The organism is Bacillus halotolerans (genome assembly GCF_001517105.1).
Lineage (GTDB): Bacteria > Bacillota > Bacilli > Bacillales > Bacillaceae > Bacillus > Bacillus halotolerans.
This window is the reverse complement of sequence record NZ_LPVF01000011.1, coordinates 145595-160681: the sequence shown is the minus strand read 5'-3', so window position 1 is coordinate 160681 and position 15087 is coordinate 145595. Positions and strand designations below refer to the sequence as shown.

The following is a 15087-nucleotide window of genomic DNA, read 5'->3' as shown; positions in this document are numbered from 1 at the left end:
TTTCTATTATTTTACAGCAAAAAGGAAGGGCGATTCCGCCCTTCCTTTTATTTCGTATTCAGGTTACCGCCTGAATAAACAGCTTCACTCAGCTCCACGCCAAGTTTCTTCGCCATTTTCTTCAGCTTTGATTCTTCCATACGCGTGACAAGACTCAGCACGTTCCCTTCTTTTCCAGCCCGTCCTGTTCGCCCTGATCTGTGAACATAGCTGTCTTCATCAGGAATATCGGCGTGGATCACATACGGCAGGTTTTCAATATCCAAACCGCGCGCGGCAATGTCAGTTGCCAAAAGCAGCGGAAACTCGCCCTGCTCAAACGCTTTAATAATCTTCGCCCGCTCCATCTTTTTCGCCTCACTGTGAAGGATGCCAAGGTCGACATGATGGTACGCCAGCTTTTCCGCGTACACACTAAGGTTACCGATATCTCTCACAAACACAAGCGCCTGCATGCCATGAAGTCTTGAAAGCTTTTGCAGCAGCTTCACTTTGTCGCGCTGGTCACAGATGATGTATTGATGCTTCACTTTTCCCGCTTCCGCTTTGCTGCGTTCTACCTTCAAAACCTCGGGCTCTTTCGTCATGTCGCGGAGCACGTCTTCTGTTTCTTTCTTCAGTGTGGCTGAAAAACAAAGAAGCTGGCGGTCTCTTAATGTCGTTTTAATGATTTGCTTGATTGTTTCACGATGCTCCGGCAGGACAAGCTGATCGGTTTCATCAAGTACGATCGTTTTCACTTCATGCATCTTGAGTTTTTTCGCTTGAATCAGCTCAAACACCCTGCCCGGCGTCCCGACGATAATATGCGGATGATTCTTTTTCAGCTTTTCGACCTGCTTTTTCACATTCGCTCCGCCGATTAAGGAAACTGCCCGTAATTCTGATCCCGTTTTCCAGTCCTGAATCACCTGAAAAATCTGCATCACCAGCTCACGTGAAGGTGCTAAAATCACCGCCTGCGGATGCTTCTGATCAGGTTTGATGCGCTCCAATACCGGCAGTGCGTAGGCAAGCGTCTTACCTGTTCCTGTCGGCGATTCTGCGATGACATCCTTACCTTCCATGATGAGTTGGGCCGCCTGCTCCTGCACAGGAGTCGGCTTTTCAAAGCCTGAAGCATTCCAATTTTCTTTGATAAATGATTGTGCATTATGTAAAAATGGCCAAGTTTGCGTCATTTTGTTCTCCTCGATTCCTAAAATCTATTCCATAGTATCTCAAAACAGCGCGCAGAACGCAATTTTTCTTTTTCTTTCCTATGCCTTTCAACAATCGTCTTCCTCCTTTATAATCAAAAGGTGAGAAATACACGCCATACAGCGTGTTCGATAAACGATAGAGGTGTAAACATGAGTATTTTATCTGTAAAGGACTTAAGCCACGGCTTTGGTGACCGGGCCATTTTTAATAATGTATCTTTCCGTCTATTAAAAGGCGAGCACGTCGGTCTGATCGGCGCGAACGGTGAAGGAAAATCGACCTTCATGAATATTATTACCGGAAAGCTTGAGCCTGATGAGGGAAAAGTCGAATGGTCAAAAAACGTCCGTGTCGGCTATCTGGATCAGCATACCGTGCTTGAAAAAGGAAAATCCATCCGTGATGTGCTGAAAGACGCTTTCCATTATTTATTTGCAATGGAAGAAGAAATGAATGAGATTTATAACAAAATGGGCGAAGCAGATCCTGACGAGCTTGAAAAGCTTCTTGAAGACGTCGGTGTGATTCAAGACGCGCTGACGAACAATGATTTTTATGTGATTGATTCTAAAGTGGAAGAAATTGCACGCGGACTCGGCTTGAGTGATATCGGACTTGACCGTGACGTTACTGATTTGAGCGGGGGTCAGCGCACAAAAGTGCTTCTCGCCAAGCTGCTTCTGGAAAAACCGGAAATCCTGCTTCTCGATGAGCCGACCAACTACCTTGATGAGCAGCATATCGAATGGCTGAAACGCTACCTGCAGGAGTATGAGAATGCGTTCATCTTGATTTCCCATGACATTCCGTTCTTAAACAGTGTCATCAATCTGATTTATCATGTAGAAAATCAGGAGCTGACACGCTATGTCGGCGACTACCATCAGTTTATGGAAGTCTACGAGGTGAAGAAACAGCAGCTTGAAGCGGCCTACAAAAAACAGCAGCAGGAAGTCGCGGAGCTGAAGGATTTCGTTGCCCGCAACAAAGCCCGCGTCAGCACGCGAAACATGGCGATGTCCCGCCAAAAGAAACTCGACAAGATGGATATGATCGAGCTGGCGGCGGAAAAACCGAAGCCTGAATTCCACTTCAAGCCGGCCCGAACATCAGGAAAGCTGGTTTTCGAAACGAAGGATCTCGTGATCGGTTACGATTCCCCGCTCTCACGTCCGCTGAACCTCCGCATGGAGCGCGGGCAAAAAATCGCCCTTTACGGCGCAAACGGGATTGGGAAAACGACATTGCTGAAAAGCCTGCTTGGCGAAATCCAGCCGCTCGAAGGCTCTGTTGAACGAGGCGAGCACCTCTTTACCGGCTATTTCGAGCAAGAGGTCAAGGAAACAAACAACAATACGTGTATTGAGGAAGTTTGGAGCGAATTCCCTTCATATACACAGTATGAAATCCGCGCCGCTCTGGCAAAATGCGGACTGACGACAAAACATATCGAAAGCCGCGTCTCCGTATTAAGCGGAGGCGAAAAAGCGAAGGTCAGATTATGCAAGCTGATCAATTCGGAAACCAACCTGCTGGTGCTCGATGAGCCGACAAACCACTTGGATGTCGACGCCAAGGAAGAGCTCAAGCGCGCCCTCAAAGAATACAAAGGCTCCATTCTTCTTATTTCTCACGAGCCTGATTTCTATATGGACATCGCGACAGAAACATGGAACTGCGAGTCTTGGACGACGAAAGTGCTTTAATGTTACGAAAAAACCCGCCTGGTGAAGGGCGGGTTTTTTCGTAACATTTTTTCTGAACGATTCTCAAAAGCTCTCTGTCTTTTAAAATGAGCTGCAATGGCGAGGTGAATTCATCAAGTGTCAGCTCTCTTTTGGCAGACAGTTCAAGGTCTTCCTCATCAGCCCATGCGGTGAACCATTCAACCGAAAAGCTGTTTTTCATAACGCTGTGTATGTATTGATAAAGCATGTGTAAACACTTCAGGTCATATGCGTCAGGCTTTGCCTTATGCATGGCAAATGATCCCTCTTCAGCATGAACTATTATTTGATAAGGCAACCGTAAATGCATAGACACATTCTCAGCTTCCTCAAGATCAATGCCCGCCGCGTCAATACCTGACCGGAGCGGATGCCCTTTCCGGGAGTAGCCGGAGGGCTGACTGAAAAAACCGGTTTCTAAAGGCGTTTTAGCAGCTAAATAGTAAAATTGTGTCATCAGGATGTCCTTTCTCGCGTCGATTCCATTATGATTAGAGTATAACCGATTGCAAAACATATCCTTGCATGCCATTTCACTTCATAATAGAAGGGGTTAAAAATATGATAAATGGCTATCTGACGGGAAATACGATCATACTATTATGAGGGGAAGATTAAGCAAATAAAAAAAGACACTGCACCTTAGCAGTGTCTTTCGTTATTAATGTCCCGCCTTAATTCCGGCAAGATGTTTACGTCCCATGAGTAGGACAAGCATGCCGACAAAAACGACGATTCCGCCTACTGTATATGGTGTGCTTGCGGTGAATTGTTCTGACAGCATTCCCGCAATCCACGGAGCGAGCGCGCCGCCGATGAAGCGGACTGAGCTGTAGGCTGAAGAAGCGATTGAACGTTCAACAGGCGCAGAGCCCATGACAGCTGTTGTCATGATCGTGTTGACCATACCAAGGACAGCACCGGCCACAACGATACATGTAATAATCAACGCCTGATGCTCTGTCCAGATGCCCATAATGATCAGAATGACCGCAAAGGCGATAAAGAGAACAACCAAGGAACGCACTGTGCCCAGCGCTTTGTGCACGATCGGCGCCGTAAAGACTGACGTAATCGCCAGCAGTAGTCCCCAGCCAAAGAAAACATATCCAAGGCCGTGTTCATCTAAATCCAGAACGAACGGAGAATAAGCGAGCAAAATAAAAAATCCAAAGTTGTATAAGAAAGCCGATACCGCCATTGTCAAAAGGCCTTTATATTTGAGTGCCTTCATAGCGTCAAATACCCCAACGCGCTTCGCCGGTTTAGGCAATTTCGGCAGCATCAAGGAAATGGCGATTAACGCAATAAACATCAGGACAGATACCCCGAAGAACGGCGCACGCCATGAGATGCTTCCAAGCTCTCCTCCTGCAAGCGGTCCGACGGAAATCCCGAGTCCGAGCGCCGCCTCATACAAAATAATCGCTTGAGCGCTGCCGCCGACAGACACGCCGACGATTACCGCAAGCGCTGTTGAAATAAACAAGGCGTTACCTAATCCCCAGCCGCCGCGATAGCCGACAAGCTGAGCAATTGAGCTTGAACTTCCGCCAAGCGCTGCAAAGACAATAATAAAAATAAGTCCGAGAATTAACGTCCATTTTGCGCCGATCCTGCTGGAAATGGCTCCTGAGAAAAACATCATAAATCCGGTAACGAGCAAATAACTTGTAAATAAGAGTGATACTTCACTAGGTGAAGCATGTAATTGTGCGGCAATCGCCGGAAGAATAGGATCGACCAGCCCGATTCCCATAAAGGAAATCACACAGGCAAACGCGACAGCCCATACAGCTTTCGGCTGATTCAGCAAACCTGTCTTCTGATTCACTTGTTTTGAATTATCCATTTGATCTGACCTCCATCTTTATCCCATTAAAAGAAACGCTACAAAAATAGCGTTTAGCAAACGTTTTATTCGATTGATTGAATGGCATGCTCCGCTTTGTCTTTCATCCCGTGCAGACGTTCCTTAAAGCTTTGGAATGTGCGGATTTTTTCATCAATCAAATCCAGCTGGTGATTCAGCGTTTCCTGAATTTCCTCCAGCTTCTCTTTCCGTTCCTTTGGATCCAGTGACAACAAATACCCCTCTTTGTTTAACTCAAGCTGGCGGCTGGTTTCCATGAAATGCTGAAGCTCCTGAAGGGAAAAGCCAAGCACTTCCTTTGTGCTGATCACTTTCTCAAGCTCTTCCATATCATCCTCTGAATAAAGTCTAACGCCGCCTTCCGTCCGTTTCGGCGCTGGAATCAAGCCGATTTCTTCATAAAACCGAATGGTCCGCTTTGTCAGCCCGCTTCTTTTGGCAACTTGATCAATCTTCATCCATTCCATGGTAAATCCCCCTTCGCCTTTTCTGTTATTATTATACACCTTTAGCACCTTAACGTAAACGTTAAGTTTTGAAATGTAATAAAAAAGACGAGTACATAAAGCACCCGTCTTTCATTATCCTATTTTAAGCTAAGCTCCCTGTCACTGACAAAGACTGCTTTTGCATACTTTCAGAAAGCAGTCGATACGCGATAACCTTCTTCTTGTACTGTTTCACGACATCGATATGGTCATCGTAGCTGTACACAAACAGCTTTACATCTTTTTTGCCTTTTTTCGTATCTATCACGAGCGGTGTTCCGCCGTTTTCGGGGTATAAATAACGCTCTTCGTCGCCTGGGTAAATATAATATTTCTCCAGAAAGACAGCTTCGTTAAATTGATCGATCATGTGCCTTTTCTCTTCACCCTCGAGCCGTTTTCCATCTAGAGAGAGAACAGCATCTTCGTCGTTCAGCTTGGCGTGCACCTCAAATTTGCTGAGCAGCCATTCTATGACGCCTGTTGGCAGGCAGGTTAATACGATTTTCACCAGACTCATGAGGATTAACATCACGATAGCCCATGTCATACTTCATCATCTCCGTTAGTTTTCCGTGTGCCGCTGACACACAATTCCATCCTATCATAAGCTGGCCGTTTCGTTTTTGTACATTATGTGAAAAGTGCGGCCTGCTGCGGCCGCACTTTTCTAGCTTTCCAGCTCTTCTATCATGAGGGACAATTCCGTCCAGCGATCCATCGCTGTCTCAAGCTCTTCCGCTGTTTTTGCCTGCTCGGCCATCAGCTCTTGAATTTTCCCGAAATCACTGCCCGCCGCGGCGATATCCGCTTCAAGCTGTTCATGCTTTTCTTCAAGCTCGGCAATTTTATCTTCAATGCCGTCCCATTCAAGCTGATCTTTGTAAGAAAGCTTTTTCCGTTTTTTCTTCGGTTCCGCTTCAGCCGGTTTGATTTCAGCTGCGGGTTTTTCAGCCGTTTTTTTCGCTTCGGCCTGCTCCATATAGTCGCTGTAGGAGCCCTGGAACCGTGAAATCACGCCATTCCCTTCAAATACAATCAAACGGTCTACGACGCGGTCAAGGAAGTAGCGGTCATGGGATACGGTGATGACAACGCCGGGGAACTGTTCAATATAATCCTCAAGCACGCTTAACGTTTCTGTATCCAAGTCGTTCGTCGGCTCATCGAGAAACAGCACATTCGGCTCCTGCATCAAAACCTGAAGCAAGTATAAGCGCCGCTTTTCTCCGCCGGACAGCTTGCGGATATAGGTTTGCTGCATGGAGCGCGGGAAGAGGAAGCGCTCAAGCATTTGTTCAGCGGTGACGATATCGCCGTCCTCTGTTTTCACGACTTCCGCTGTTTCCTTAATGTATTCAATCACCTTCAGCTCACCGTTCATTTCACTGTGATCCTGGGTATAGTAGCCGATTCTTACTGTTTGGCCGATCGTAATATGCCCGCCGTCAGGAGTGATTCGTCCGGCAAGGCTGTTTAACAGTGTTGTTTTTCCAATGCCGTTCGGCCCGATGATCCCGATTCGTTCACCAGGTATAACCAGTTCATTGAATCGATCGACAAGCACGTTTCCTCCATAAGCGATCATCACGTTCTCCGCTTCGATTACTTGCTTTCCAAGACGGTGGGAGCCGATCGCAAAGTCGAGCGAGCCGGCTGACTGAGGGCCTTTCTGCTCCTTAAGCGATTCTACCCTGCCGATTCTCGCCTTTTGTTTTGTGGAGCGTGCTTTCGCTCCGCGTCTGAGCCAGGCCAGTTCACGGCGCAGCAGATTTTGCCGCTTCGTTTCTTTTTGCTCGGCCTGCGCTTCCCGTTCCGCGCGCTTTTCCAAAAAGACTTCATAGTTGCCTTTGTAGGTATAGAGACTGCCCCGTTCAAGCTCATAAATGCGGTTTGTCACGCGGTTTAAGAAGTACCTGTCGTGCGTCACCAGCATGACGGCGCCTGGATATTGCGCCAAATACCCTTCAAGCCATTCAATCGTTTCATTATCCAAATGGTTCGTCGGCTCGTCTAAGATCAGGAGGTCGGCGGGCTGGATTAAGTTTTTCGCAATCGCCACCCGTTTTTTCTGTCCGCCTGAGAGCTCGTTGACAGGCTTTGTCACGTCAGTTACTCCCAGCTTCGATAACACCGTTTTCGCCAAGGTATTCGCATCCCACGCATTGTTTGCATCCATTTTCGCCTGCGCAGCCAGCAGGTGTTTCTGGCGTTTTTCATCTTCCGGGTCTTCTCCCAGTTCATAGAGCGCCTTTTCATATTCACGGAGCGTTCTCATGACAGCCGATTCACCGGAATAAATATGCTCCAGTACAGTTTGTCCGGCAGGCAGCTGCGGGTCCTGATGAAGAAATTCAACATGCACACTGCCGGATTTGGCGATGTCTCCTTCTTCAACAGATTCCAAGCCGGCAATCACTTTCAGCAGCGTTGATTTTCCGGTGCCGTTCGGCCCGATTAATCCGATTCTCTCATTCTCTTCAATATGAAAGGAGATATGGTCAAATAACGTCTTATCTCCGTATGTTTTGTAAAGGCTCTCCGCTTTTAGTATGCTCATGGTTCCTATCAATCCTCACGTAAGTTCATGTGTACATTTTAAATCAGCCGCTGGAATAAAACTAGTAAAAGAGCAGACAAATTTCATGGAAATACCGGACAGAAAAAAAGACCGGGGACTCTGTCCCCAGTCTCTTACTCTTCTTCAAGCGCTTTCTCTGCCATTTTAGCGAGATGCTGCGCACTGCCTGAGATCTCCTGCATCGTGGCGGAAATCTGTTCAACAGCAGCAGCTTGTCCGTCAGTATGCTGATTAATCGATTCAATCGATTCTTCTAGCCCTTTTAACAGGCTGTGGATTTTTTTCGTGATCTGATCGATCTGGCCGACATTTTCTTTCGAATGCGTCGCAAGCTTTCTGATTTCATCCGCTACGACAGAAAATCCTTTTCCGGACTCCCCTGCCCGTGCGGCTTCAATCGCAGCATTTAAACCGAGCAGATTGCTCTGATCAGAAATGCCTTTCACGGTTACTGAAATATCAGCGATTTCTCCCGCGCTTTCGCTTACCTTTTTCGCTTGTGAGGAAATGCCCGACATTTGCGATGAGAAACCGTTAATTGATTCAGAAATATCGGAAATGGCCGCAGCCGTTTGTTCAACAACTGCCGATAAGCTTTCCGCTACATCATGAAGCTTAGAGGACTCCTCAAGACTCGTGCCGAGGCCCACTCCCCCAATCACTCTTCCGTTCTGGTCATGAAGCGGGATGGCGCGTGCGATTAATGGAAAGCCGAACAACTCCTTCGGCACCATGCTCGTTTTTTTCTGATTGCTGCGAATCGCGTCTGTGATGATATCTCCTTCTTGCAGCGGATCTCCGGCTTTTACGTTAAGGGAAAAGGTTTTTGCCGGAATATTTACCAGCAATTTCTCCGTATCATAAATGCCGATTGTAATATCATCCTGAACCAGGCTGTTTAAATAAGGGGCTACTTTCACAAATGCGTCTAGAAGATCTGCTGTTTCATTTTCCGTTCTTATGCTCAATTCCAATCACTCCTTTTATTAGTAAGGGAAGCTTCGTTTTTCGTGCTGAACCGAAATCCATTTCAGCGTCGTAAATTCTTCAAGGCTCCATTCGCCATTTAATCGGCCGAGGCCAGATTGCTTTTCACCGCCGAAGGCCACATTCGGTTCATCATTAATCGTCGTGTCATTAACATGGATCATGCCCGTTTCAATCCGTTTCGCAAAAGCCACGCCGCGTTCAAGATTTGAGGTATGTACGGCTCCGCTTAAGCCAAATGGGGTATCATTCGCGATATCCACCGCTTCGTCTTCTGAATCAAACTTCATGAAGGAGACGACTGGCCCGAACAGCTCTTCCTTGGCAATGCTCATAAACGGTTTTACGTCTTTTAAGATGGTCGGCTCCACGATCGTCCCGTTAAATCCGCCAAGCTTCACTGGAACAGCCCCTTCTTCAATCGCTTTCTCAACAGATTTCATTAACCCGTCAGTCTGCCTGCTGTTGATTAAAGGCCCGATAATCGTATCAGGGTCCATCGGGTCGCCAACTTTCAGCGATTCCACTTTTGCCTGATACAGCTCAAGGAATTGATCATAAATTGATGAGTGAACCAGTACGCGATTGGCTGACATACAAATCTGGCCTTGATGGGTAAATCTGCTGAACACTGCCGCATTGACTGCATATTCGATATCAGCATCTTCAAGCACGATAAAGGCGCTGTTTCCGCCAAGCTCAAGAAGCGGCTTTTTAAAGTGCTTCATCGCGAGCTGGCCGATGTAGCTCCCCACTTTCGTAGATCCTGTAAATGAGATGATCCGCGGCACCGGATGTTCGACAAAGCTGTCACCGATTTCTGCAATGTCAGTGACAACAACATTCAGCAGTCCTTTCGGAACGCCCGCGCTTTCAAAAATCTTCGCAATCAGCGTACCGCCGCAAATCGGTGTTTCTTCGTGCGGCTTCAACACGACGCCATTGCCTGCTCCGAGTGCCGGCGCTACTGATTTCATAGATAAAAAGAATGGGAAGTTAAAAGGACTGATGACACCGACAACACCTGCCGACACGCGATATAATCTGTTTTCCTTGCCGTCTATTGTAGAAGGAAGAATTTTCCCTTCCATGCGGACAGGGAACGTCGCCGCTTCTTTCATGATATTTTTCACGAGTCCGATTTCAAAAGCGGCTTTCAGCCTTGTGCCGCCCAGCTCTTCCATAATCAAATAAATGATGGCTTCTTCATTCTCTTCAATATACGTAACGGCTTTTTCTAAGATTGCTCTTTTTTCGAATGGGTTGACCGCATCCCATTTTTTCTTTGCCAAAGCCGCTGCCCGGTACGCTTCATCTACATCATCAGCAGTCGCTTTTTGAAAGGATGTGATTGTTTTATGAGTATAAGGATTTTTGTTTTCCAATACATTTGGGCTGCTGCCCTCCTGCCATTTTCCGCCAATAAATTGTTTGTTTAATTCTTCATATTGAAACATGGTCAGCATCTCCTTTTTAACAGCAAATCAAAATATGGCCAATCTATCATTTCTATCGGTTCACCATCAGCAAAATTCAATATCCCGTTTGTAAAAATTACTATATTATGATACGACAACGCTTTTTAGCTTCTATCGTTTAAAGCAGAAAAATATATGATTGACGGCGTCAAATTTCGACAATATAATACAACGAGAAATGTATATAATGATTAGAATATTTTGAATTTTCCAGGAGGAACTTTTTATGAGTTCATTATTTAGAAAAAACCGCTTGAAACATTAAATGCGCAGAGCCAGTCAAAAAGCCTCGCCCGTACTTTAAGCGCATTTGATTTAACACTTCTCGGTATCGGGTGTGTCATCGGCACTGGGATTTTCGTTATTACAGGAACTGTGGCCGCGACCGGTGCCGGTCCTGCCCTGATCTTATCGTTCATTTTAGCGGGTCTCGCCTGTGCGCTTGCCGCCTTCTGTTATGCTGAGTTTTCGTCTTCGATTCCGATTTCAGGAAGCGTGTACTCATACTCCTATATCACACTTGGAGAGCTGCTCGCCTTTTTAATCGGATGGGATCTCATGCTTGAATATGTCATTGCGCTGTCGGCGGTTGCCACGGGCTGGTCTTCATACTTTCAATCGCTGCTCGCCGGCTTTAACTTTCATATTCCGGCTGCGCTGACAGGAGCTCCGGGAAGCTCGCCGGGCGCCGTGTTTAACCTTCCGGCTGCGGTTATTATTCTCCTCATCACTGCAATTGTCAGCAGAGGTGTCAAAGAAAGTACACGCTTCAACAACGTGATCGTGCTGATGAAAATCGGAATTATTTTATTGTTCATTATTGTCGGCTTCGGTTATGTCAAACCGGATAACTGGACTCCTTTTATGCCGTTTGGAATGAAAGGCGTCATTGTCAGCGCGGCAACGGTTTTCTTCGCGTATCTCGGATTTGACGCAGTTTCCAACGCTTCAGAAGAAGTGAAGCATCCGCAAAAAAATATGCCGATCGGCATCATTTCAGCTCTGGCCGTCTGCACCATTTTGTACATCACGGTATCGCTTGTTTTGACAGGTATGATGCCTTATGCCAAATTAAATGTCGGTGATCCGGTGTCCTTTGCGCTTAAATTCGTCGGCCAGGATGCGGTTGCGGGAATTATTTCTGTCGGCGCTATCATCGGAATCACAACAGTGATGCTCGCATTGCTGTATGCCCAGGTCCGTTTAACCTTTGCCATGAGCAGAGACGGTCTTTTGCCGGGATTGTTCGCAAAGATTCATCCGTCATTCAAAACGCCGTTCCGCAACACATGGCTGACAGGAATCGTCGCGGCGGGAATCGCAGGATTTATTAATCTCGGCACACTTGCGCACCTTGTGAACATGGGAACGCTTGCGGCATTTACTGTCATTTCGATCGCTGTGATTGTGTTAAGAAAGAAACACCCGGAAATCAAAGCCTCCTTCAGGGTGCCGTTCGTTCCGGTTGTGCCAATCATCAGCGCTGGAATATGCCTTTGGTTTATGTACAGCCTTCCAGGCATCACATGGCTTTCATTTGTCATCTGGATCGCCGTCGGAACAATCGTTTATTTCCTTTATGCAAAAAAACACAGCTTATTAAACAAATAATTGTAAGCCGTCGGTGCGGACATTTCAAACGTCCAATTCGCCGGCTTTTTTCTTTTTTGCGTGTGCTATACTTTGAGTATACATACAGAAAGGAAGACCAGCCTTGAAACCATACCGCACTTTATTATTTGATGTAGATAATACCATTTTGGATTTTACAGCGGCAGAAAAATCAGCGCTGCGCCTGCTGTTTGAAGACCAGAACATTCCGCTTACCGATGAAATGGAATCCCGATATCAAACAATTAATCAAGGCCTCTGGAGAGCCTTTGAAGGCGGAAACATGACTCGCGATGAAGTGATGACCACCCGCTTTTCCGCTTTGTTCAAGGAATATGGCTATGAAGCAGACGAAGTGCTGCTGGACCAGAAATATCGCCGTTTTCTTGAAGAAGGGCACCAGCTTATGGACGGGGCTTTTGATCTCATCACAAAACTGGAACAGCATTTTGATTTGTATATCGTGACAAACGGCGTTTCCAGAACTCAGTATAAGCGTCTCAGAGATTCAGGATTATTTCCGTTCTTCAAGGACATTTTCGTTTCTGAAGACACAGGTTTTCAAAAGCCGATGAAAGAGTACTTCGACTATGTGTTTGAACGGATTCCCCATTTTTCAGCGGAGCACACCTTAATCATCGGCGATTCGCTGACAGCGGATATCAAAGGCGGACAGCTCGCCGGAATTGATACGTGCTGGCTTAATTCTGGCATGAATCTCACTGAAACAGAGGTTGTGCCGACGTATCATATCCGTAAGCTTGAAGAGCTATATCAAATTCTAAAAATCGAAAAACCAATCATCAACTGTTAATGTTTTTTGGCTGCGGGTGCTGCTTCTTTCCAAAAGGCGTCTTTTTTCCTCTTGATAAATCCTTCACCTTATGAATAATATGGTGGTATGCATTGGTGATATATGTTAGGAGGAGAATCATTTGGCTATTGCCGCCCCGCTGAAGGAAAAACCTGTTCAAAAACCCGGCACTACCGTGTATCCGATTTTGTTTATCATCGGAATCTGCCACATGCTCAACGATTCGCTTCAGGCTGTGATTCCGGCCATGTTCCCGATTTTGGAACGCTCCATGAGTTTGACGTTCACACAGCTTGGCATCATCGCTTTTACGTTAAACATGGTGTCATCCGTCATGCAGCCTGTCGTCGGCTGGTATACGGATAAACGGCCGCGGCCGTACGCCCTGCCGATCGGGCTGACTGCCAGCATGCTCGGCATATTGGGCCTTGCATTTGCCCCGTCATTTGTGACGATCTTGTGCTGTGTGTTTTTCATCGGATTAGGCTCCGCTATTTTTCATCCGGAAGGCTCCCGTGTGGCTTATATGGCCGCCGGCACAAAACGCGGGCTTGCCCAGTCCATTTATCAGGTCGGAGGAAACTCAGGCCAAGCGATGGCGCCCCTGATTACCGCGCTGATCCTTGTCCCGCTCGGACAATTCGGTGCTGTCTGGTTTACACTTGTAGCCGCGCTCGCCGTTATGTTTCTGCTTTATATTGCAAAATGGTACGCCGCTCGGCTCGGCAGTCTTGCACAGAAGCAGGGCACCCAAAAGAAAGCCGCTGAACAAAACTCGTCTGTCACCAAGTCCGTTATAACCGCTCTTATTATTATTATCTTTTTGATTTTCGCGCGTTCTTGGTATACGAGTGCGATCGGCAACTTTTACACGTTTTACGCGATGGATACATATCACGTAAGCATTCAGCAGGCTCAGAGCTATATTTTCGTCTTTTTGCTGTTTGGCGCTGTCGGAACCTTTCTCGGCGGCCCGCTCGCAGACCGTTTCGGAAAACGAGTTGTCATTCTCGGCTCGCTGCTGTGCTCAGCGCCGCTGGCGATTCTGCTTCCATTTGCCGGCCCGGTTCTGGCCTATGGGGTACTCGCTTTGATCGGCTTGGTTCTCATGTCGAGCTTTTCCGTAACAGTTGTGTATGCACAGGAGCTTGTCCCCGGAAAGATCGGCACGATGTCCGGTTTAACCGTCGGCCTCGCCTTCGGTATGGGAGCAATCGGCGCTGTGGCGCTTGGCGCTCTCATTGATGCTGCGGGACTGACCCCGACCATGATTGCCATTTCGTTTCTCCCGATTCTTGGCATCCTCGCGTTTCTTTTGCCGAGTGATCAGAAACTGAGAGAATGGCATAGCTGAAAAAAACCCCTGCCGCCTGGCAGGGGTTTTTTAATCAAGCTGAATAAAATGAGTGTCCGGCACCGCGTGCTTCGGGATAAAACCGTCCGCAAAGTCCGGAAATGCCGCCTGTATTTCGTCAATCCATCTTTTCAGGTTTAACACATACGGCATATAAATCATTTCAATTGTCGCTTCGTCTTCAATGCGGTAATACCAGCAAAGATTAAATTCATTCTCCGTCACCAATGTAAACCCGGAGAAATGATAGAAAATCAGCGGCGTTTCATCTAGATAAACGCGGCCGTCCTTTTGAGTCACCTTATAGTTTTCTATATTCCAAAGCGCCGTATTGGCTCCGGTTGATTTGACAACATGCACACCCTGATACTGCGCCGGCCACTTTTCCACATACCTTTGATCGCCGTACGTCTTTCTTTTCGTATTCATTTCCACCGTGCAATATTCAATGCAATCCTGTCTCCACTGCCACACCGCTTGATAGGCTTCTTCCGTATTCCGGGCGCCGACAAAGCCTGTGTTAAAACGCCCGGTCCGCTCATAATAAGACATGAACCGCGGCGAGTTGCGGTGATCGGTCAAATACAGTGAAGCCGCCGGGTTTTCAGCAAAAATACGCGCTGGATCAGAAAAGAAAAACAGATCGGTATCCATATGGGCATAATATTCGGCGTCATCCCACTGGCTCATGACATGGAACAAAAATGCGGGCTTCAGTGTCCAGCAATACTCATGGAACGTTCTGTTGCTTTTCGCTTCCAGTAGCTCCGGATCTTCCATTTCATGAAGCTGCACAAAGGTGACATGCTCCCATGGCACGTGCTGTAGCAATTCATATGCCTTCTGATCGACACACAGCACATATAAATGAAAATCATCGCAATGCTCATGGAGGGAATGAATCATAGGCATCAGTTTAAAGATGTGCGTCCTTGACACTATTGTTGAAAAATGAAATTGACTCACCATAC

At 47.0% G+C, this 15087-nt stretch carries 12 protein-coding genes and 1 pseudogene; 4 read left to right on the top strand and 9 right to left on the bottom strand.

What is annotated here, in order from left to right; genetic code table 11:
* Positions 1–47: 47 nt before the first annotated feature.
* On the bottom strand, positions 48–1181 hold the full coding sequence (locus AU387_RS14525; protein WP_059336007.1) for a DEAD/DEAH box helicase: 1134 nt from the start codon (positions 1179–1181) through the stop codon (positions 48–50).
* A gap of 171 nt (positions 1182–1352) precedes the next feature.
* On the opposite strand from AU387_RS14525, the gene AU387_RS14520 reads away from it, so the two are divergent.
* On the top strand, positions 1353–2909 hold the full coding sequence (locus tag AU387_RS14520) for an ABC-F family ATP-binding cassette domain-containing protein (protein ID WP_044163577.1): 1557 nt from the start codon (positions 1353–1355) through the stop codon (positions 2907–2909).
* Here AU387_RS14520 and AU387_RS22100 read toward each other — a convergent pair.
* The 7 genes from AU387_RS22100 to yfmT form a co-directional block, all read right to left on the bottom strand.
* Complete coding sequence (locus AU387_RS22100; RefSeq protein ID WP_059336006.1) at positions 2827–3387, bottom strand: hypothetical protein; 561 nt, start codon at positions 3385–3387, stop codon at positions 2827–2829. The genes AU387_RS14520 and AU387_RS22100 overlap by 83 nt on opposite strands.
* A gap of 204 nt (positions 3388–3591) precedes the next feature.
* A complete protein-coding gene (locus tag AU387_RS14510; RefSeq protein WP_059336005.1) occupies positions 3592–4782 on the bottom strand; it encodes an MFS transporter in 1191 nt (396 codons plus the stop codon).
* 65 nt (positions 4783–4847) lie between these two features.
* Positions 4848–5270: a MerR family transcriptional regulator gene (locus tag AU387_RS14505; protein ID WP_024120538.1), complete on the bottom strand. Its 423-nt coding sequence runs from the start codon at positions 5268–5270 to the stop codon at positions 4848–4850.
* Between the two features lie 124 nt (positions 5271–5394).
* On the bottom strand, positions 5395–5841 hold the full coding sequence (locus AU387_RS14500; RefSeq protein WP_044163571.1) for a YfmQ family protein: 447 nt from the start codon (positions 5839–5841) through the stop codon (positions 5395–5397).
* Positions 5842–5961: 120 nt separating this feature from the next.
* Entirely contained in the window at positions 5962–7851 is a 1890-nt protein-coding gene (locus tag AU387_RS14495) for an ABC-F family ATP-binding cassette domain-containing protein (protein ID WP_059336004.1), read from the bottom strand.
* Positions 7852–7985: 134 nt separating this feature from the next.
* On the bottom strand, positions 7986–8390 hold the full coding sequence (locus tag AU387_RS22385) for a methyl-accepting chemotaxis protein (protein WP_369888597.1): 405 nt from the start codon (positions 8388–8390) through the stop codon (positions 7986–7988).
* A gap of 468 nt (positions 8391–8858) precedes the next feature.
* Entirely contained in the window at positions 8859–10316 is a 1458-nt protein-coding gene (gene yfmT / locus AU387_RS14485; RefSeq protein WP_059336003.1) for a benzaldehyde dehydrogenase, read from the bottom strand.
* Positions 10317–10563: 247 nt separating this feature from the next.
* Here yfmT and bcaP point away from each other — a divergent pair.
* The 3 genes and pseudogenes from bcaP to AU387_RS14470 all read left to right on the top strand — a co-directional run bounded on the left by bcaP (position 10564) and on the right by AU387_RS14470 (position 14116).
* Positions 10564–11948 (top strand): annotated as a pseudogene (gene bcaP, locus AU387_RS14480) (branched-chain amino acid transporter BcaP).
* 103 nt (positions 11949–12051) lie between these two features.
* Positions 12052–12762 carry a YjjG family noncanonical pyrimidine nucleotidase gene (locus tag AU387_RS14475; protein ID WP_059336002.1) on the top strand — a complete coding sequence of 237 codons (711 nt, stop codon included), beginning with the start codon at positions 12052–12054 and terminating at the stop codon, positions 12760–12762.
* Between the two features lie 121 nt (positions 12763–12883).
* A complete protein-coding gene (locus AU387_RS14470) occupies positions 12884–14116 on the top strand; it encodes an MFS transporter (RefSeq protein WP_059336001.1) in 1233 nt (410 codons plus the stop codon).
* A 30-nt stretch (positions 14117–14146) separates the two neighbouring features.
* On the opposite strand, the gene AU387_RS14465 is transcribed toward AU387_RS14470, so the two are convergent.
* Entirely contained in the window at positions 14147–15082 is a 936-nt protein-coding gene (locus AU387_RS14465) for a putative nucleotide-diphospho-sugar transferase (protein WP_044163555.1), read from the bottom strand.
* Between the last annotated feature and the right edge of the window lie 5 nt (positions 15083–15087).

Excerpts from the sequence above, each read along its gene's own strand:
- AU387_RS14525 (WP_059336007.1), bottom strand. The coding sequence starts at position 1,181 with ATGACGCAAACTTGGCCATTTTTACATAATGCACAATCATTTATCAAA.
- AU387_RS14520 (WP_044163577.1), top strand. The coding sequence starts at position 1,353 with ATGAGTATTTTATCTGTAAAGGACTTAAGCCACGGCTTTGGTGACCGG.
- AU387_RS22100 (WP_059336006.1), bottom strand. The coding sequence starts at position 3,387 with ATGACACAATTTTACTATTTAGCTGCTAAAACGCCTTTAGAAACCGGT.
- AU387_RS14510 (WP_059336005.1), bottom strand. The coding sequence starts at position 4,782 with ATGGATAATTCAAAACAAGTGAATCAGAAGACAGGTTTGCTGAATCAG.
- AU387_RS14505 (WP_024120538.1), bottom strand. The coding sequence starts at position 5,270 with ATGGAATGGATGAAGATTGATCAAGTTGCCAAAAGAAGCGGGCTGACA.
- AU387_RS14500 (WP_044163571.1), bottom strand. The coding sequence starts at position 5,841 with ATGACATGGGCTATCGTGATGTTAATCCTCATGAGTCTGGTGAAAATC.
- AU387_RS14495 (WP_059336004.1), bottom strand. The coding sequence starts at position 7,851 with ATGAGCATACTAAAAGCGGAGAGCCTTTACAAAACATACGGAGATAAG.
- AU387_RS22385 (WP_369888597.1), bottom strand. The coding sequence starts at position 8,390 with ATGTCGGGCATTTCCTCACAAGCGAAAAAGGTAAGCGAAAGCGCGGGA.
- yfmT (WP_059336003.1), bottom strand. The coding sequence starts at position 10,316 with ATGTTTCAATATGAAGAATTAAACAAACAATTTATTGGCGGAAAATGG.